General features: G+C 39.8%; 17 protein-coding genes and 1 other annotated feature. Of the genes, 15 read left to right on the top strand and 2 right to left on the bottom strand.

The genetic code is table 11. From position 1 onward, the window contains the following. Nucleotides 1-2 precede the first annotated feature (2 nt). The 7 genes from trpD to RCJ95_RS02005 all read left to right on the top strand — a co-directional run bounded on the left by trpD (nucleotide 3) and on the right by RCJ95_RS02005 (nucleotide 7,440). Complete coding sequence (trpD, locus tag RCJ95_RS02035; RefSeq protein ID WP_221679923.1) at nucleotides 3-1,031, top strand: anthranilate phosphoribosyltransferase; 1,029 nt, start codon at nucleotides 3-5, stop codon at nucleotides 1,029-1,031. After that, a complete protein-coding gene (trpC, locus tag RCJ95_RS02030) occupies nucleotides 1,031-1,822 on the top strand; it encodes an indole-3-glycerol phosphate synthase TrpC (protein WP_221679925.1) in 792 nt (263 codons plus the stop codon). The genes trpD and trpC overlap by 1 nt, the downstream gene beginning before the upstream one ends. Further along, nucleotides 1,819-2,433, top strand: coding sequence for a phosphoribosylanthranilate isomerase (locus tag RCJ95_RS02025; RefSeq protein WP_221679927.1), 615 nt, complete (start codon nucleotides 1,819-1,821; stop codon nucleotides 2,431-2,433). The genes trpC and RCJ95_RS02025 overlap by 4 nt, the downstream gene beginning before the upstream one ends. Beyond that, nucleotides 2,433-3,644 carry a tryptophan synthase subunit beta gene (trpB, locus tag RCJ95_RS02020; RefSeq protein ID WP_221679929.1) on the top strand — a complete coding sequence of 404 codons (1,212 nt, stop codon included), beginning with the start codon at nucleotides 2,433-2,435 and terminating at the stop codon, nucleotides 3,642-3,644. Before RCJ95_RS02025 ends, trpB begins: the two co-directional genes overlap by 1 nt. Then, on the top strand, nucleotides 3,641-4,432 hold the full coding sequence (gene trpA, locus RCJ95_RS02015; protein ID WP_221679931.1) for a tryptophan synthase subunit alpha: 792 nt from the start codon (nucleotides 3,641-3,643) through the stop codon (nucleotides 4,430-4,432). The genes trpB and trpA overlap by 4 nt, the downstream gene beginning before the upstream one ends. Nucleotides 4,433-4,573: 141 nt before the next feature. Continuing rightward, nucleotides 4,574-6,892, top strand: coding sequence for a single-stranded-DNA-specific exonuclease RecJ (recJ, locus tag RCJ95_RS02010; RefSeq protein WP_446721836.1), 2,319 nt, complete (start codon nucleotides 4,574-4,576; stop codon nucleotides 6,890-6,892). Between the two features lie 35 nt (nucleotides 6,893-6,927). After that, on the top strand, nucleotides 6,928-7,440 hold the full coding sequence (locus RCJ95_RS02005) for an adenine phosphoribosyltransferase (RefSeq protein ID WP_221679935.1): 513 nt from the start codon (nucleotides 6,928-6,930) through the stop codon (nucleotides 7,438-7,440). 39 nt (nucleotides 7,441-7,479) lie between these two features. Here the strand turns inward: RCJ95_RS02005 and RCJ95_RS02000 are convergent, their stop codons facing one another. After that, a complete protein-coding gene (locus RCJ95_RS02000; RefSeq protein ID WP_221679937.1) occupies nucleotides 7,480-7,938 on the bottom strand; it encodes a MarR family winged helix-turn-helix transcriptional regulator in 459 nt (152 codons plus the stop codon). Nucleotides 7,939-8,122: 184 nt separating this feature from the next. Here RCJ95_RS02000 and RCJ95_RS01995 point away from each other — a divergent pair, with 184 nt between their 5' ends. The 7 genes from RCJ95_RS01995 to RCJ95_RS01965 all read left to right on the top strand — a co-directional run bounded on the left by RCJ95_RS01995 (nucleotide 8,123) and on the right by RCJ95_RS01965 (nucleotide 16,677). Further along, nucleotides 8,123-9,373, top strand: a complete 1,251-nt coding sequence (locus tag RCJ95_RS01995) for an MFS transporter (protein ID WP_446721835.1) — start codon at nucleotides 8,123-8,125, stop codon at nucleotides 9,371-9,373. A gap of 114 nt (nucleotides 9,374-9,487) precedes the next feature. Next, nucleotides 9,488-10,579 carry a carbohydrate kinase gene (locus RCJ95_RS01990; RefSeq protein ID WP_446721834.1) on the top strand — a complete coding sequence of 364 codons (1,092 nt, stop codon included), beginning with the start codon at nucleotides 9,488-9,490 and terminating at the stop codon, nucleotides 10,577-10,579. Between the two features lie 4 nt (nucleotides 10,580-10,583). Further along, a complete protein-coding gene (locus RCJ95_RS01985; protein ID WP_257520248.1) occupies nucleotides 10,584-11,498 on the top strand; it encodes a pseudouridine-5'-phosphate glycosidase in 915 nt (304 codons plus the stop codon). A 205-nt stretch (nucleotides 11,499-11,703) separates the two neighbouring features. Beyond that, nucleotides 11,704-13,899: a RelA/SpoT family protein gene (locus tag RCJ95_RS01980; RefSeq protein ID WP_048392114.1), complete on the top strand. Its 2,196-nt coding sequence runs from the start codon at nucleotides 11,704-11,706 to the stop codon at nucleotides 13,897-13,899. A gap of 32 nt (nucleotides 13,900-13,931) precedes the next feature. Then, the gene (gene dtd, locus RCJ95_RS01975) at nucleotides 13,932-14,372 is read left to right on the top strand and encodes a D-aminoacyl-tRNA deacylase (protein WP_221679941.1); all 441 of its coding nucleotides are present in this window, start codon (nucleotides 13,932-13,934) and stop codon (nucleotides 14,370-14,372) included. Between the two features lie 71 nt (nucleotides 14,373-14,443). After that, entirely contained in the window at nucleotides 14,444-14,659 is a 216-nt protein-coding gene (locus RCJ95_RS01970; RefSeq protein ID WP_446721833.1) for a DUF2642 domain-containing protein, read from the top strand. Between the two features lie 611 nt (nucleotides 14,660-15,270). Continuing rightward, complete coding sequence (locus tag RCJ95_RS01965; RefSeq protein ID WP_446721832.1) at nucleotides 15,271-16,677, top strand: YfcC family protein; 1,407 nt, start codon at nucleotides 15,271-15,273, stop codon at nucleotides 16,675-16,677. Nucleotides 16,678-16,720: 43 nt separating this feature from the next. Here RCJ95_RS01965 and RCJ95_RS01960 read toward each other — a convergent pair whose 3' ends face one another. Then, nucleotides 16,721-18,307, bottom strand: coding sequence for an SH3 domain-containing protein (locus RCJ95_RS01960; protein WP_257520246.1), 1,587 nt, complete (start codon nucleotides 18,305-18,307; stop codon nucleotides 16,721-16,723). Between the two features lie 164 nt (nucleotides 18,308-18,471). Next, nucleotides 18,472-18,714: a binding site (T-box leader), on the top strand. Nucleotides 18,715-18,946: 232 nt separating this feature from the next. Between RCJ95_RS01960 and hisS the strand changes: the two genes are divergently transcribed. Continuing rightward, complete coding sequence (hisS, locus tag RCJ95_RS01955; protein WP_054550047.1) at nucleotides 18,947-20,215, top strand: histidine--tRNA ligase; 1,269 nt, start codon at nucleotides 18,947-18,949, stop codon at nucleotides 20,213-20,215. The last annotated feature ends 60 nt before the right edge of the window (nucleotides 20,216-20,275 follow it).

Here is a 20,275-nt window from a genome sequence, read left to right as displayed (position 1 = left end):
TAATGGAACGATTACAAAGGAAAGTACTGCAGGGAACACATCTCATGTACGAAGAAATGCTACAGGCAGCGCAATGGTTATTTCAAGATGATACTCCTAAGGAAGAAATAGCAAGCTTTTTAACAGCTTTAGCTGCGAAGGGAGAAACTGCACATGAAGTAGCCGCATTAGCAACTATTATGCGATCTTTTGCTCTTGATATAGCTGTAAAAGAAGGTAGCTATATGGATAATTGCGGTACAGGTGGAGATGGTCTTCATACTTTTAATATCAGTACAGCTTCTGCTTTCGTGTTAGCTGGGGCAGGTGTCAAAATTGCCAAGCATGGGAACCGTAAAATCTCTTCCTCCTCTGGTAGCTCAGATGTGTTAGAGGCACTAGGTATTCATACAGCTATTTCTATCCCACAAACAGCCCATTTGCTAGAGAGAGAGGGAATCGCTTTTATTTATGCACCGAATGTTCATCCGAAATTAAAGAGAATTGGTGAAGTTCGCCGTTCATTAGGAAAACCGACGATCTTTAATCTTGTTGGCCCTTTAACAAATCCGGTCCCATTATCCACACAATTTACAGGCATTAATCGACCGAATTTTGTCATGGAATATGCCTCAGTCTTACAAATGCTTGGACGTGAGCGAGCCATTGTCGTCTCAGGACCACAAGGCTTAGACGAGGCTTCATTAGCAGGTCAAAATACATTGGTTTTAGTAGATAAAGGAGATCTAATTCCCTTTTCCCTAACCGCAGAAGATGTCGGTCTTCAAATGGCCCCTTTAGAGGCCATCCGTGGTGGCAATGCAGATGAAAATGCGGTGATAATGCAAAAAATATTGGCTGGGGAACAGAGTCCTTATTTAGATACAGTTCTATTAAATGCTGGCATCGGCTTATTTGGCTATGGTCTAGTGGAAACCATCAAAGAGGGTGTAGCCATGGCAAAGGAAAGTATCTTTAGCGGGAGAGCACAACAAAAATTAGAGGCGGTTGTAACGTTTAGCATGCAAATTAAAGAAGTGGAGGTTGGATAATGAATATACTCAATAAAATTTTACAGCAAAAAAAGATTGAGGTAGGTGCTTTATTAGAGCAGCCAGATCCTTTAGCAAACTTTACAGAAACGCCACGTCGCTCGCTCATTGAATCATTGCGTCAAGCCCATACATTGCAAGTCATTGCTGAAATGAAGCGTGCTTCGCCTTCGAAAGGATTAATAGCTGGCGGAGCAGACCCAGTTGCTCAAGCACAAGTCTATGAACTAGCAGGAGCAGCAGCTATTTCGGTCTTAACAGACAAGGAATTTTTTAAAGGCTCCTTTGAAGATTTAGCAGCAGTTGCTGGTGCAGTAGATACGCCACTTCTTTGTAAGGATTTTATGATTGATCGAGTGCAAATCCGATTTGCCAAAGCAGCAGGTGCATCCATTATCTTATTAATTGTGGCAGCCTTGACAGATGATGCCTTACGTGATTTATATAGCTATGCAACAGGCTTAGGCCTAGAAGTTTTAGTGGAAGTACACGATTGTAAGGAGCTAGAACGCGCTCTTGCAGTAGATGCAAAGTTAATTGGCGTTAATAATCGAGATTTACGTACCTTTGAAGTAAGCCTAGAGCGTACCAGAGAAATTGCTAATGTGTTTCCATTTAATGAGAATCGAGTATTAATTAGTGAGAGCGGCATATGGTCGAGAGACAATGCGAAGCTAGTAGCCTCGATGGGGGCTAGTGGTGTCCTGGTAGGTGAAACTTTAATGCGGAGTGGAGATGCTGGGCAAGCACTACGGGATTTGCAAGTAAGTAAAGAGGGGGCATCGGTATGACAAAGGTCAAAATTTGTGGTCTACAGGAGCAAGAACATGTCAAAACAGCTATTCATGCTGGTGCAGATGCTATAGGGTTTGTTTTTGCACCGAGTAAACGCCGTGTATCCATTGAACAAGCCCAACTGTTAGCGAAGCATGTACCACAAGGCGTTTTAAAAATAGGTGTCTTTGTGAATCCAACGCCAGCCGAATTAAAGGAAGCAGTAGAGCGGGTGCCCTTAGATTATGTGCAATATCATGGGGAGGAAACGCCAGCATTTATTCAGGAGCAAGGTTATCCCGCCATAAAGGCATTATCGATACGAGAAAAAGAGGATGTTCAAGCGGCTGCCAATTATCAGGTAGATTATTATTTATTTGACGCGCCTGGTACAGAGTTTAAAGGCGGAAGTGGTCACACATTTGATTGGACACTCCTTGAGCAAGTAGGGATTCCCAAAGAAAAATTACTATTAGCGGGTGGTCTCAATGTAGACAATATTGAAGCGGCCATTACAGATGTTGGGCCTTTTATGGTGGATGTTTCGAGTGGTGTGGAAACAGATGGAAGCAAGGATTCTACCAAAATACAAGGTTTTTTACAGGCAGTAAAGAGGGGGAGCAGATGATGGGAATATCAATCGCAAATAGTGTACCGACAAATGAAGGGCGTTTTGGGCAATTTGGCGGTCGGTTTGTGCCAGAAACATTAATGACAGCCTTGCTTGAATTAGAAGCTGCTTATGAGCAAGCATTACTAGACCCTGCATTTACAGAGGAGCTGTCCTATTATTTAGAAGACTATGTTGGCCGCGAAACACCGCTCTATTACGCAGAAAATTTAACGAAGGCGCTAGATGGAGCAAAGATTTATTTAAAGCGTGAAGATTTAAACCATACAGGTGCACATAAAATTAATAATGCGATTGGGCAAGCTCTTCTAGCCAAACGCATGGGTAAAAAGAAAATCGTTGCTGAAACAGGTGCTGGTCAGCATGGTGTGGCAACGGCTACTGCATGTGCATTATTAAATTTAGAATGTGTTGTTTTTATGGGAGCAGAAGATATCAAACGTCAGCAGTTAAATGTCTTTCGTATGGAGTTGCTTGGCACAAAGGTTCAATCGGTGGAAAGTGGTTCTAAAACATTAAAGGATGCTGTGAACGCTGCACTACGTTACTGGGTGACAAATGTTGAAGATACCCACTATATTTTAGGCTCTGCCTTAGGTCCTCATCCATTTCCAAAAATTGTTCGGGACTTTCAGCGTGTTATTGGGTTAGAAACAAGAAAGCAAATCGTGCAAAAAGAGGGGCGTTTACCAGATGCAGTTGTTGCCTGTATTGGAGGTGGCAGTAATGCAATCGGTATGTTTCACCCATTCGTTGATGATGAATCAGTTGCCTTATACGGTATTGAGGCAGCAGGAAGTGGTCTTGAAACTGGGAAACATGCTGCGGCCATCGCAGGTGGACAATTAGGTGTATTACATGGCGCCTACATGTATTTATTACAGGACGAAAACGGCTTTGTCCAAGAAGCACATTCTATTTCAGCTGGGTTAGATTATCCAGGGAAAGGACCAGAGCATTGTTATTTACATGATATTGGTCGAGCGCAATTTGACTCCATCACAGATGCTGAAGCACTGGAGGCACTACAATTATTAAGCCGAACGGAAGGGATACTGCCTGCACTTGAAAGTTCTCATGCCATTGCTTATACGGCTAAACTTGCAAAGACCATGGCAAAAGATCAAATCATTGTTGTGTGCTTATCTGGTCGAGGAGATAAAGATGTTCACACAGTTCGAGCAGCACTAGGAGGGGATGTTAAATGACAACTATACAGCAAGCGATCGAACAGGCAAAAGCTGCAGGTCATAAGGCTTTTATACCTTATATCATGGCAGGTGACGGAGGGCTAGAGACCATTAAGCCGACTATCTTAAAACTGCAGCAATTAGAGGTAACAGCTATTGAAGTAGGGATTCCTTTTACAGATCCTGTCGCTGATGGTCCAACGATCGAACGAGCAGGAGAACGTGCACTCGCAGCTGGTGTGACATTAAGAAGCGTGTTGCAAACACTCGCGTCATTTAGAGATGAAATAACAGTGCCTATCGTAGTCATGACTTATTTCAATCCAGTATTAGCATATGGCTTAAAGCCTTTTGCGCAAGCCTGTATAGCTGGGGGAGTTAAGGGATTAATTGTACCAGATGTTCCATTGGAAGAGAGCGAGTTGTTACGTGAGGCACTAAATCCATATGGCATTGATATGGTACAACTCGTCTCATTAACAAGCCCTCCAGAGCGTATAGCACGTATCGCAGCAGTTAGTCAGGGCTTTGTTTATGCAGTGACCGTGAATGGGATCACAGGAGCAAGATCGCGTTTTGCCAATAATTTAGAACAGCATTTTGCAAGCTTACGTCAAGCAAGTCCAATCCCTGTGCTTGCAGGCTTTGGTATTTCGACACCTGAGCAAGTGAAAAAGATGGGAGCTTTGGGAGATGGTGTAATTGTTGGTAGTGCCATTGTTACAGCATTACACGAAGGAGATTTGGCAACGGTGGAAGCCTTAGTAGCCGCCTCGAAAGGTATGTTAGAAAAGTCTACTCTTTAGAAGAGTAGGCTTTTTAAATGATGAAAGAAATGAGAAAGTGACAGATAAAAATTAAAAAGTGATGGATAAAACTATCAATCTAACGGATAGTGCGCAACCTATAGAAATTCGGTATAATAGCTTTCGTAAGGAAGTGAGAAGATGATTCTATCGAAAAAAAGATGGCAGGTGGAGCGTCCTGACGCAACACTTGTACAAGCATTACAAAATGACTTACAACTTTCTGCGATTGCAGCAAAAATTTTAGCAGCACGAGGCTGCGAAACAACGGCTGAGGCAGAAAGCTTATTAAATATGACTGAGGCAAATATCCATGACCCATTTCTTATGCATGGTATGGCTGAAGCGGTAGCACGAATTGAACAAGCACTAGAAAATGGTGAGAAAATTTTAGTGTATGGTGATTATGATGCCGATGGTGTGACAAGCACAACCGTTATGTTACATGTTTTACTAGATCTTGGAGCAGACGTCTCCTTTAAAATTCCGAATCGTTTTATCCATGGCTATGGTCCGCATGAAGCCCTATTTCGGGAGGCCTATGAAGAGGGTGTACAGTTAATCATTACAGTGGATAATGGTATATCTGGTATTGAGCCTATTCGAGTAGCGAAGGAGCTTGGTATGGATGTCATTGTGACAGATCACCATGAGCCAGGTGAGGAGCTGCCACCAGCAGATATTATCCTTCATCCCCGAATACCAGAAGGGCAATATCCATTTGGCGAGCTAGCAGGAGTAGGGGTTGCCTTTAAGCTGGCACATGCTCTTTATGGTGAACTACCAAGCCATCTAATAGAATTTGTGGCGATTGGCACTGTTGCAGATTTGGTTCCGTTGGTGGACGAAAATCGCTATCTCGTGAAGCGGGGCATACAAGAAATGCGTCGTTCTCTTAGCCCATGGGTACAAGCGTTGTGTGACATAGCCAGTACAGAGCAGACGAAAATTACAGAAGAAACGATTGGCTTTTATTTTGGTCCACGATTGAATGCTGTTGGTCGACTAGGTGAAGCAGCTCCTGGTGTCGAATTATTAATGGCGGAGGATAATGCTAAAGCAACTGCATTGGCAAAAAAGCTAAATGCCTGCAATACCGAGCGCAAAGATATTGTGAAAAGTATTACAGATGAAGCCATCGCACTGATTGAAGCAGATGAAAAAATCGGCAATTCCTTAGTTCTTGTTGTTGCTGGCGAGGGCTGGAACGCAGGTGTTGTAGGAATTGTAGCATCACGTCTCGTTGAACTGTATTACCGTCCAACGATTGTGCTGTCACTTGATCTCGAAAAGGGCATAGCAAAAGGATCTGCTCGAAGTATTGAAGGTTTTCATCTATATAATGAACTAGCTAAAAATCGAGATATTTTACCGCATTTTGGTGGACATCCTATGGCTGCAGGTATGACCTTATCATTAGAGCATGTGGATGAACTACGTACTCGCCTAGATGCTCAAGCAAGAGCCTGTTTAACAGAGGAGCAATTAACACCTGTAGTGCATATTGATATACCGCTCAGCATAGACGAAATTTCAGCGGATGCTATTGAGGAAATTTCAACACTAGGACCATTTGGCACAGATTTTCCTAAACCTGTGTATGTGCTGGAGGATGTAGAAATCGCCTCCATGCGTAAAATTGGAGCGGGCGAGAATCATATTAAAATGGAAATAACAAACGGCTATGACAAATTGGATAGTGTTGGTTTTAACAAAGGGCATTTACATGATGAATTAACGTATGGCATCAAAGTTTCCTTTATAGGCGATTTGCAAATTAACGAATGGCAGGGACGTAAAAAAGCCCAATTTATGATCGAGGATGTCCAAACTACAGAATGGCAGTTATTTGATATTCGTGGTATCCGTCAAACAGCTCGATGGCTGAATACGGTACCGAAGGACGTGGCTCGGTTTATCGCCTTTCGTCCAGAAACGATGACCTATTATCAATCATTAATCGGTGCACCTATTACACTGGTTGACCCAGTCCTTTCAAATATTGAACAAAGTGATTACATCGTGCTCTTAGACTTGCCACACAATGTTCAAAAGCTAGAGGACGTTTTACAGAAGACAGCACCTTCACGTATTTATGCTCATTTTTATATGCCTGACTCGCAATACTTCAGTGGTCTACCTACTCGTGAGCAATTTGCTTGGTATTATAAGTTCTTGAAAAATCGACCAGCCTTTCCGCTTGATATGCATATCGCAGATTTAGCGAAGCATACGGGGTGGCCATTAGATACATTAAAATTTATGACACAGGTGTTTTTTGAGCTTGATTTTGTTAAAATGGAGTGTGGACTGACGACTGTCAACGTGAATGCTCCAAAACAAGCACTAACAGAGGCACCGTCTTACAAACAACGTTCAGAACAGATTGAAATGGAGCAAAAGCTTGTTTATGCTCCTTATATAGAATTAAAACATTGGTTTGATGAACGATTAACATAAACGGACGTATAACGTTTCGTAGGAGGAGCAAGAACATGGATTTAAAGCAATACGTTACAACGGTTGAAAACTGGCCAAAAGAAGGCATTACTTTCAGAGATATTACGACAATTATGGATAATGGGCCTGCCTACAAATATGCAACAGATCAAATTGTAGAATATGCTAAAGAAGTAGGCGCAGAAATTGTAGTTGGACCTGAAGCTCGTGGGTTTATTATCGGTTGCCCAGTAGCTTATGCACTTGAAATTGGCTTTGCACCTGTTCGTAAACCAGGTAAATTACCGCGAGAGGTTATTAGTGCCGACTATGGTTTAGAGTATGGAAAAGATACATTAACAATGCATCACGATGCGATTAAGCCTGGTCAAAAGGTGTTAATCTGTGATGATTTACTAGCAACTGGGGGAACAGTTGAAGCAACAGTGCGTTTAGTAGAACAATTAGGTGGTCAGGTAGTAGGCTGCGCATTCCTAATCGAACTTCAAGAATTAAATGGTCGCGAAAAGCTTGGCGATTTAAATATTAAAACACTTATTCAATATTAAGATCATTGCAAAAAGCGCCCTACACTGTAGGCGCTTTTTTTATACTTCGTCATAGGCTTGAATAATTTTTTGCATTGTTCGCAATGTATCGTAGAAATCTGCGTATTTTTCGGTTCCAATATCCTCGATAATTCTATCTTGAATGCCTTGCCAAATAGGTGCGGCTTCATGCAACTTTTCTAATCCTTTTTCAGTGAGCGTAATTTTTTTTGTGCGAGCATCATTTGTATCTCGTTTTAATTCAACATAGCCATGTTGCTTTAATAGATTAATATTACGTGTTACAGTGGTTTGATCGAGTTGCAAAATTTCACCTAAACGGCTGATTGAGACAGCTTGTTGAAGGTCGATATGAGCAAGCATCGAATATTGTGTAACCTTTAAACCAGTAGGCTGTAGCAATTTATCATATAATTGCGTGACAACCCTTGTTTTTTTTCTAAGGTTTGCACAAACACAAATTTGTGTATAATCAATATCTTTAAGTTGTTTCTTCATCGACAGTACTCCTTTAAGGGGATTCTACTAACTATAAGTATACACCCAATAACTAGAAATTCCTTCTTGACAGCTTTATGAACGATTACTATGATTATACATGTATATACATATAAATGAAATAAGCAGACTTAAACATGTATATACATGTTTTGTAGTCTATCAAAGAAAAGAAGGTGTTGAGGTGAAGCGTGTTCATTATAGTTGGTTTATTTTAATCGTCACATTTTTCTCGATAATTGTCGCAGGGATTACGATGTCATCATCTGGCGTGTTTATCGAACCTCTTGAAAAAGAATTTCACTGGGATCGTTCAACTATTGCATTAGCTTTTGCTGTAAGTTTGTTTTTATATGGCATATCTGGACCATTTATGGCTGCGTTGCTTGAAGTTATAGGCTTAAAGAAAATGATGCTAGGTGCCATGGCAACTTTAGTATTAGGAATGACTTTAACATTTTTGATGAGTGAATCCTGGCAGCTAATCGTTATTTGGGGTGGCATTATTGGTCTTGGGGCAAGTCTTTTTTTAACTGTCCTTAGCCCATATGTGGCGAATCATTGGTTTGTAAAACGTAGAGGGTTAGCGGTTGGTATTTTAACGGCAAGTACAGCCACGGGCCAGTTAATTTTATTACCAGTTCTAGCTATCATTATTGAACACTATTCTTGGCGATGGGCCATCACATTAATGCTACTCCTTAGTATCATAATGCTTTTCATGATTGCACTTTTTATAAGAAATAGACCTCAGGATATAGGATTAACTCCTTATGGACAAGAGGAGGCTATAGAGGAACAACCAATACAGCAAAAGAAGAATCCAATAGCTATGGCTTTTAAAGGTTTATTTGAGGCGATTAAGGTTAAAGCATTTTGGCTCTTAGCAGGTAGCTTTTTTATTTGTGGGCTATCGACAAGCGGATTAATTGGTACTCATTTTGTTTCTTATTGTATTAGCTTTGGCGTTCCTTTAGTCACTGCCGCATCATTCCTTTCTTTTATGGGCATTTTTAATTTATTAGGTACAACTGCGTCTGGCTGGTTATCTGATCGCTTCGATAATCGGTGGTTATTGTTTTGGTATTACCTGTTAAGAGGCGCATCTCTATTATTGCTTCCCTACGCACTCGCACAAGGATCATTTGTTTTATTAACGATTTTCACGATCTTTTACGGACTAGATTGGATTGCTACAGTGCCACCAACCATCAGTATGACACGACAAATTTTTGGTATGCAAAAAAGCAGTATTATCTACGGCTGGATATTTGCTTCACATCAAGCAGGAGCGGCGGTTGCTGCGTATGGTGGAGGGCTAATTTATAAACTTTTTAACTCTTATACATGGGCTTTTTTCCTTGCAGGAATGTTTTGTGCAATGGCCAGCTTATTCGTTATCATTGTTAAAAAACAAACACCTCAGCCAGCATAAACAAATATAAGTTGAACCTCGGTAAGATGAGGTTCAACTTTTTTAATAAAGAATCTTTTGACATAGCACAAACAAAAGTTTATAATATAAACAAATATAATAAAAGGTGATGCTATGAATGAAAGAGAACAGGCGGTGCTTGCTTTAATTCGCCAGAATCCGTTTATGTCTCAGCAAGAAATGGCAGATGCAATGAATCTGTCGCGTCCTGTGCTTGCTAATTTAGTGTCTAGTTTAACGAAGCAAGGAAAAATTGTAGGTCGTGCTTATATATTACCCGAAGAAAATGAAATTATTTGCATCGGTGGAGCTAATTTAGACCGCAAATTCCATGTCAAGGGCAATGTTCAATTTGGAACATCTAACCCAGCCAGTTCTTCCTTTAGTGTAGGTGGTGTTGGTCGAAATATTGCTGAAAACTTAGGCAGATTAAACCACCAAGTGACGTTACTGACAACGGCAGGTAAGGATGCTGATTGGCAAGTGATCCAAGAGGCTTCGGAATCCTTTATGAATCTACGTTATGTAGAGCAGCTTGCAGAGGCTACTACAGGCTCTTATACTGCCATCATGGATGAACAAGGTGAGCTAGCACTAGCTGTAGCAAATATGGAGGTTTACGACCTTCTGTTACCTACCTTGTTGAAAAAACATGAAACAATGCTTGTAAACGCGGGCTGTTTTATTTTGGATTTAAACTGCCCAAAAGAAACAGTAGCGTATATCCAGCAAGTAGCCATTGCTCGTGATATTCCACTTGTCATTGTGCCAGTATCTTCGCCCAAAATGAATCGACTACCTGAAACATTACAAGGCGTAACTTGGTTTATTTGTAACACAGATGAAGCGGAAACGATTGTTGGACATAAAATTGAAAACGCTACCCATTATGAAAAAGCTTTACAACAGCTCCTACAATTAGGTGCGGAGCATGTCATTATCACGGCTGGCAGCAAGGGCGTTTATGCAGAGTCTACAACGATTGCCCCTCGTCATTTTGCCGCTAAAGTAATTGACAAAATTGAAGATGTGACAGGAGCAGGAGATGCCTTTGTCAGCGCTGTCATACACAGTTGGCTGACTGGACAATCTTTTGAGACATGTATTGATGCTGGATTAACCAATGCAAAAAATACATTGGCATCTCCTTATACAGTAAGACCTGAATTATCAGTAGATTTGTTGAAAAATGAAATGGAGGAATAACAACATGAAAGATTTCATCGTATTATCAGAAGAAGTAAAAGCAGGACAAGCAAAAGGTCTACCAATCGTTGCATTAGAATCAACAATTATTTCACACGGTATGCCATACCCACAAAACGTGCAAACTGCGCGTGAAGTTGAGCAAATTATTCGCGATAATGGTGCAGTCCCAGCAACAATTGCATTAATTGATGGAAAAATTAAAATTGGTCTATCAGATGAAGAGCTTGAAATGTTCGGTAATGCTCAAGGTGTTGCAAAAGCTTCACGTCGTGACTTAGGCTACTTACTAGCAACGAAAAAATTAGGTGCTACAACAGTTGCAGCGACAATGATCTGTGCAGAGCTTGCCGGTATTGAAATCTTTGTTACAGGTGGTATTGGTGGTGTACACCGTGGTGCGGAAACAACAATGGATGTCTCTGCTGATTTAGAAGAATTAGCACAAACAAATGTTGCCGTTATCTGTGCGGGTGCAAAATCTATTTTAGACATCGGTCTTACATTAGAATATCTTGAAACAAAAGGTGTGCCAGTGGTTGGTTATGGTACGAATGAATTGCCAGCATTCTACACACGTCAAAGTGGATTTGATGTAAACTTCCAATTAGATACGCCAGAAGAAATTGCAGCAATGCTATCTGCGAAATGGCAATTAGGCTTAAAAGGTGGCGCTGTCATCGCAAATCCAATTCCTGAGGCGGAAGCATTAGAGCATGCATTTATTACAAACATTATTGAAAAAGCTTTAGTTGAAGCAGAAGAGAATGGCATTCAAGGTAAAAACGTTACACCATTCTTACTTGGCAAAGTTAAAGAATTAACAGAAGGTAAAAGTCTTGATGCCAACATTGCATTAGTGAAAAACAATGCAGTAGTCGGCGCGAAAATTGCTGTAGCTTACAATCAATTACATTAATCAATTTGTCGAAACAAGGACTCTTTGTGACGTGAAGTCGCAGAGGGTCTTTTTTATTAAAAAGAAGAATATTTTTTCCATTTTTCGAACTGTTCACGAGATTAACTAAACTAAATGATACAGTCTCTTTACAATAGACCACTATATTTTATACAATAAAGTTTATATCTAATCTGAAAAATTTGACGAGCAAGGTGGACATGTTATGGCGAAAGAGCAAATTTTGACTCCTGAGGACGTTTTTGAGTTAGTCAAATCCTACATGAATGATGAAAATGTCGCATTCGTGAAAAAAGCATATGAATTAGCAAGGGATGCCCATATTGAGCAATTCCGTAGCTCAGGTGAACCGTATATTATTCACCCAGTACAAGTAGCAGGTATTCTAGCTGAATTACAAATGGACCCAGAAACTGTAGCGGCAGGTTTTTTACATGATGTTGTCGAAGATACGGATTTTACACGGGATGATTTGGTACGTGAATTTGGCGAAGAGGTAGCCGTGCTTGTTGATGGTGTTACCAAGCTAGGGAAAATTAAATATTTATCAAAAGAGGCGCAGCAGGCAGAAAATCATCGGAAAATGTTTGTGGCTATGGCGCAAGATATTCGTGTCATCCTCATTAAGCTAGCAGACCGTCTTCATAATATGCGTACGTTAAAGCATTTACCTGCTGAAAAGCAACGACGCATTTCAAAAGAGACGCTCGAGATTTTTGCACCACTTGCTCATCGTCTTGGAATTTCGACTGTAAAATGGGAGCTTGAAGATACAGCACTGCGCTATTTAAACCCACAACAATATTATCGTATTGTCAGTCTAATGAAGAAAAAACGTGATGAACGTGAAGCTTATTTAGAAAATGTGATGGCTGAGATGAAATCACAACTGAATGAGGTTGAAATTGACGCAGATGTCTATGGTCGACCAAAACATATTTACAGTATCTATCGAAAAATGGTGTTACAAAAGAAACAGTTTAATGAAATTTATGATTTATTAGCCATTCGTGTTCTTGTCGATAGTATTAAAGATTGCTATGCCGTATTAGGGATTGTGCATACACTTTGGAAACCAATGCCAGGACGCTTTAAAGACTATATTGCTATGCCAAAACAAAACCTGTACCAGTCTCTACACACGACTGTTATTGGACCTTATGGTGATCCGTTGGAGGTACAGATTCGTACAAAGGAAATGCACAAAATTGCAGAGTACGGGATTGCGGCGCACTGGGCATATAAAGAAGGCAAAAACGTTGATCATCAAAAGCAAAATGTCGACCAAAAATTAACGTGGTTCCGTGAAATTTTAGAGTTCCAAAATGAATCTTCCAACGCAGAAGAATTTATGGAATCCTTAAAATTTGATTTATTTTCTGATATGGTTTATGTCTTTACACCTGAAGGCGATGTCATTGAATTGCCAGCAGGTTCTGTTCCTATTGATTTTGCCTACCGTGTTCATTCCGAAGTGGGAAATCGTACGATTGGAGCGAAAATCAATGGGAAGATGGTACCGCTTGATACGCCATTAAAAACGGGTGATATCATTGAAATTTTAACTTCGAAACAATCCTTTGGTCCGAGTCGCGATTGGCTAAAAATAGCTCAATCCTCGCAGGCGAAGAATAAGATAAAGCAATTCTTTAAACGACACCTGCGTGAAGAAAATATTGTCAAAGGTAAAGAAATGATTGAAAAAGAAATCCGTGCTCAGGATTTCGATTTAAAGGAAACGATGTCCTCCGAAAACCTAAAACGGGTATGCGACAAATTTAACTATACGAATGAAGAAGATCTGTATGCCGCGGTTGGTGTGAATGGTATTACTGCGCAACAGGTCGTAAATCGTTTAGCTGAAAAACGTCGCAAAGAACGTGAGCAGGAAGAAGCACTAGAGAAAATTGAACAAAAAATGAAAAATCCAATTCCACAAAAACGTACGGAATCGGGTGTTATTGTAAAGGGTATTGATAATATGCTCATTCGACTTTCTCGCTGCTGTACGCCTGTTCCTGGGGATGATATTGTAGGTTTTATTACGAAGGGTAGAGGTGTTTCTGTCCATCGTGAGGACTGTCCAAATATTCAAATTGAGGATGAGCAGGAGCGCTTAATTGAAGTGGAATGGGAGCATGGTGTCATTCCTGAGAAAAAGGAATACCCTGTTGATATTGAAGTGTCAGCCTTTGATAGACCTGGCATTTTAAATGAAATCATGCAAATTGTTAGTGAAACGAAAACGAATATTTTAGCAGTAAGTGGTCGTGCTGACCGTGATAAAATGGCAACAATTCATTTAACAATTTCTATTTCAAATATTTCACATTTGCATAAAGTAGTTGAGCGAATTAAACAAACACCTGATATTTATTCGGTGCAACGTGTCATTAACTAATGGATAGGCAATATAGAATTGGGGTTTAGTACATGAAAGTAGTATTACAGCGCAGTAAAGCTGCCTCTGTAACAGTGGACGGAACTGTTACAGGAGCAATTGATCATGGCTATGTTCTTTTAGTGGGAATCACACATGAAGACACACAAGAGGATGTTGCCTATTTAGCAAAAAAAGTAGCCAATTTACGTCTCTGGGAAGATGAAGATGGAAAAATGAATCATTCGATCTTAGAGCATGGGGGCGCTATTTTATCCGTCTCACAATTTACATTGTATGGGGATGCAAAAAAAGGGAATCGTCCAAGTTTTATCAATGCAGCTAGACCAGAAGCAGCTGAGCCACTGTGGGAGGCTTTTAATCAAGCTTTACGCGAGTATGGCTTACATGTGGAAACAGGTATTTTTGGTGCCATGATGGATGTAGCACTAATTAATGATGGTCCAGTCACAATTCTTCTAGAGTCAAAATAATGGAACATTTCCTATAATTCCTTCATATACTAAAGAGTATGGTTAGTTTTATAGGAAGGAGTGTCTTAAACATGACGCAGACGAGAAGTATAACAAATCCATATTTATACGAAACTCTTAACATGATGATTGGTCAGGCAGTAGTTGTGCAAACAGAAAAAAATATTCAACAAGGTATTTTATTATCCATACTACCTGACCATATGGTTCTTGAGATAAATCGTACGCCTTTCTTCATTCGGATGGAGGAAGTTGTATGGGTTACATTGGAAACTACAAAAAAATGAGAAAGTATGAACCTTCAAATCATAATAAATGATAGAAGGTTCTTTTTTATTAAGTGCAATAAAAAATACCTGAATAGCAAATTTATTTCGAGGAGATAAAAACTATTAAAACAGTTGCTACTTTTTGAATATTATTTTTTTAAAAAAATATAAACGATATGTAAGAAAGTCCATTTGATTCCTTATGGATAGTTAACCTCGATTTTCAATTCTACTTACTAACTTTGATGTCTTTCATCTTAGATTATCCCACTAATAATGGGGGAGCTATATGAAGTTCATGAATAAAAAGCATCTAAGGACAATCCATACAACTTTATCATTTAACACCGCCGCATATTGCTCATGCCTTAATAAGAAACTATAAGATGAAATTATTATTTTGGAAAACAAAAAATAACGTTGGAAATGCCCATTATTATTTGAGTATGTGTCCGTGTTTATAGGAGAAGAATAAGAGGTTTAATAAAGAAAGGCAGCGTGTACTTTCTGAAATAATAGAAAATTAATACTTTACAATAAATTTAAACTCATGTATATTTATTTTCAATTAGCGACAAATAGCGACAATGTACTGCTAATGTCTAAATCAGAAAAAGGAGCGTGATTTAATGGAAAATGAACAGAGGGTAAAGAAGAAAAGCTGGTTGAAAGTACCTCATACATATACGATTATTTTTGCTATTATTTTTTTAGCAGGTATTGCAAGCTATATCATACCAGCGGGTGAGTTTGAACGTGTAGAGGATGAAGAAGGGCGAATGCTCGTTGTAGATGGAAGCTATCATCATATTGAGAGTGAACCAGTTTCCTTTTTTGAAATGTTCACAGCGGTTCCAATGGGCCTCGAAAAAGGGGCTCAAATTATTTTCTACATTTTTTTAGTCAGTGGTGTATTTGGTATTATTCGTTCTACAGGTGCTATTGAGGCTGGTGTTTATAAAGGAGTAAAAGCTTTAGAGGGCAGAGAGAAATTACTGATTCCTTTATCGATGATTTTATTCTCTGTTGGTGGTTTTACAATGGGGATGGCGGAAGAAACTATTATTTTCGTACCAATTGGTGTGGCCATTGCACGTGCGATGGGCTTTGATGCTGTAACAGGAACAGCCATGATTACACTTGGTGCCGCCAGTGGATTTTTTGGAGGAATGCTTAATCCCTTTACGGTAGGTGTTGCGCAATCATTAGCTGATGTGCCATTATTCTCAGGTATTGGCTTCCGTGCTGTTGTCTATGTTTTTGTATTAGGTTTTGCTATTTACTATGTCTCTCGCTATGCTTTTAAGGTGAAAAAGAACCCACAGGCAAGTGTTATTTACGATATTGAGCAAAAAGCTAAATCCAATGTTTCTGCGATTGACATTCCTGCATTAACGGGAAAGCATAAATTTGTATTTATTGTCATGGCTTGTGGAATAGGCTTTAATATTTATGGTGTCTTTAATTGGGGCTGGTTCTTAACGCAGCTAACTGCATCCTTTTTAATTATGGGGTTAGTTGCAGGATTAATTGGTGGTTTAAAACCTGCTACTATTTTTGATTCCTTTATTGAGGGAGCCAAGGCTGTAACATTTGGTGCTTTAATTGTAGGTTTTGCCCGTGCTATTACGGTTGTTTTAGAGCAGGGGAAAATTATTGATACAATCGTTTATGCAGCATCAGAAACAATTGGACATTTGCCACATGCTATCAGTGCAATCGGCATGTTAGTTATCCAAGCTCTTTTGAATTTATTTATTTCATCTGGTAGTGGACAGGCAGCTGCCACAATGCCGATTATGATTCCAATCACTGATTTATTAGGATTAGAGCGACAAGTGGCTGTTTTAGCCTTCCAATATGGGGATTCCTTAACGAACTCTATTATTCCTACTTCCTCTGCATTAATGGCGTATTTAGCTGTTGCAGGTATCCCATATGAAAAGTGGATTAAGTTTATCTGGAAGATGATTCTTGGGTGGGCATTGATCGCCTGTCTGGCGCTAATTGCTGCGGTAGCATTAGGAATATCTTAAATATGAAAAAAGCTGTGGATGTTATCATCCGCAGCTTTTTTGCTTAGTCATCTTGTTCATTAAAGTAGTTGAGAATTCCCTGATAAATACCAAGAGTCGCTTGTTCACGGAATTTAGCTGTTGTAATGACGCGCTCCTCACTGGAATTACTTAAAAAGCCTAACTCAATAAGGACAGCCTTTTGACGATTCTCTCGTAATACTAAATAATTCCCTTGTTGTGTACCACGGTCTCTTAAATCTAGTTTACTGGAAAGACCATCATGAATTGCTTCAGCAAGCCCTTTTTGATTGTTATTCATATAGTAAGATGTGAAGCCGTTAATGGAGCTATCATCTGTCGCATCGTAATGAAGGCTAATAAAGGCATCTGCCTCATATTGATGGGCAATCGATACACGCTTACGCAATGCCACATATTCATCCGATTCTCTCGTCATGACAACGTTTGCGCCAGCAGCACTTAACTTGGAAGCAAGCAGAGTGGCCGTTTTTAAAGTAATGCCCTTTTCCTCTGTACCTCGTTGACCAGTTGTGCCATGGTCATTTCCACCGTGACCAGCATCAACAACTATCTTTAATCCAGTTAAAGTACCTTTTTTACGAGGCTCTTCCTTTTCTTTCTGTGGACTTGTCGCTTTATTGGAACTTGTTGTGACTACCCAGTTCGCGACAAAAGCTGTTTTTTCGTCGTCTAGTTGTATTTCATAAAAATCATTTTTAACGCCTACAATTGGGTAATTTACACCAGCATCTACACGTTCAACTACTTCTGCAGCTGTTGAGGCATCCGTTCGTAGGTTTGTCCCATTATAGATAATCGTAACAGACTCTAACTCTTTGGAAGTTGATGTTTTTGAGGTACTTTTTACTTTATTAGAGAATGTACCGTAAAAACTATAGACCCAACCTACTTTTTTATCATTGTACTGAATTTGTACCCAATTATGCTCATGTGCGAGTACTTTAAAGGCTTGTCCTTTTGTTACTGTGCCGATTTTTTTAGCGTTCAAATCTGGCTTCTTACGAACATTAAGGGTGTCCACTAAAATGGTGAAGGTTGTATCTTTGTTAGCGGGTGCCGTGGTTGTAGTAGTTACTTCTACAGCATTTTCTTTGGGTTCCGTTTCTTTTTTAGGGTTATCGTTGATCGTGACATAATCCTTCGACACCCATCCTGTTAGTCCATTCCAATCGATTTTTGCCCATTCTCCATTTTCTTCAACGAGGTTTGCTTGGTTACCAGTAGAAAGTTGACCAAGAACAGCTGAAGAGATATCTGGTTCTGTTCGAATATTTAAACGGTCCACTTGTGAAATGACGGTTTTGTCGATCGCTTGTTTAGCATTCGTAGGTGCTGTCAGCCAAGAGGCAACCCATCCCTCGTAATTACCTGCTTTGACTTGATACCAATCACCTTCTCGACCGATTGAGGTTAAAGGGTCACCTTCTTCTAAAGTCGTAATAATGGGATAAGACAATCCAGGACCCTCTCGCAAATGAAGAATCGTTCCAGCGACTTTTAGATCACTGGTGTCAGCGGAAGCTCTTTGAACAAAGTTCTTATTTGGCATCGCCATCGTTACCATTAGTACAAAGATGATTATACTATGTAAAATTTTTGTCCTCATCAGATTCCTCCTATTCCTTGTGCTATTTTACCATGCTTTTATCATAAAATTCGTGGTAAAATGGTAACAGAATTAGTTATTTTCAACATAGACTGATGAAAAATACAAAAATAGTTGACATTGCTTTGGCTAGTGACTAACATAAAGGGTAATCGAAAAATGATTAATCGCTTATGACCAAGCAAGTAGCGTATACCACTATTGGAAAAGAGAGGGAAAGACTTAGGCTGCAATCTTTCCTACAAAAATGTATCACGTGAATAACACTTGAGAGGCTTTTTTCTGAAAAGCAGTGCCTAGTAGGAAAAAACGGAATCGGCCGTTATCCGATTAAGAGGAGGACACATGTAATTATTTGTGTCAACTAGGGTGGAACCGCGGAAGCTTATACAGCTCTCGTCCCTTGCTATTGCAAGGGATGAGGGCTTTTTTGTTGTTCAAAACAGTAATGAGTTTTTTAGAGGGATTGTTGTTTTTGCTCATAAAAGAGGGGAAGGCGCTCCAATTAGTATGAAAAGCGCTCGTCAAAGGCTATAACCCACTCCAACAGGACAAAAATTTGCTCAACCAAAGCATGCATTCGCTCAAAGTGGGACTACAGCTGCTCTATCATAAGCAATCAATATAGGAGGGAATTACATGAGTTTTAAAGTGCCAAGAGGGACACAAGATATTTTGCCAGGTCAATCTGAAAAATGGCAAAAAGTTGAAGCGATTATTCGTGATATTTGTCGTGTTTATCGCTATAACGAAATTCGTACACCAATTTTCGAGCAAACGGACCTATTTGCACGTGGTGTTGGGGAAACAACTGATGTTGTACAAAAGGAAATGTATACATTTGAAGATCGTGGAGGGCGTTCATTAACACTACGTCCAGAGAATACGGCTGGTGTCGTACGTGCCTATGTGGAGCATAAAATGTTTGGTGCTCCTGATCAGCCAGTTAAGCTTTCTTACTTAGGACCAATGTTCCGCTATGAGCGTCAACAGGCTGGTCGTTATCGTCAATTTGTACAATTTGGAGTAGAAGCAATTGGTTCAGCAGATCCTGCGATTGATGCAGAAGTTATTGCTCTTGCTATGGACGTCTACGAATCAGCGGGCTTAAAGGATTTAAAATTAGTGATTAATTCACTTGGCGACAAAGAAACACGTGATACACATCGTACTGCTTTATTACAGCATTTTGAGCCACATATTCATGAATTTTGCTCAGACTGTCAAAATCGTTTACAAAAGAATCCATTGCGAATTTTAGATTGTAAGGTAGATCGTGAACATCCATTAATGCAAACGGCTCCAGCGTTAACTGATTTCTTAACAGAAGAATCGGCTGCTTATTTCGCTCAGGTGAAATCGTACTTAGATACATTGGGTATTTCATATGAGGTCGATCCAAATCTTGTACGAGGACTTGATTATTATAATCACACAACTTTTGAAATCATGTCCACAGCATCAGGCTTTGGGGCTATTACAACATTATGTGGTGGTGGCCGCTACAATGGACTAGTACAAGAAATTGGCGGTCCAGATGTACCAGGTATAGGTTTTGCATTAAGTATTGAGCGTTTGTTGCTGGCACTTGAAGCGGAGGGTGTTGAATTAGACACAGCTTCAGGGCTAGATGTTTACATTATTGCAATGGGCGATGAAGCGAAGCAAAAGGCTGTTGAGCTGACAAGCACTTTCCGAGCGAAGGGACTTGCGACAGAGATGGATTATTTAGACCGTAAAATGAAAGCTCAAATGAAATCTGCGGATCGATTAGGTGCAAAATATACGCTTGTTCTTGGTGAAACGGAACTTGAAGAGCAAGCAGCGGCTGTAAAACATATGGAATCTGGGGAGCAGCACAAAGTGGCGTTCTCAGAGCTGGTGAACTATTTAACACAAAAAGCTTAAAAACAGATAGAGGGCATTCCTAGTGAAATGCTACATAAATTGAAGATATTTTGGAGGAAT

It is taken from the genome of Lysinibacillus sp. BSL11 (genome assembly GCF_052928325.1).
This window is presented reverse-complemented; position numbering and strand designations above follow the sequence as displayed.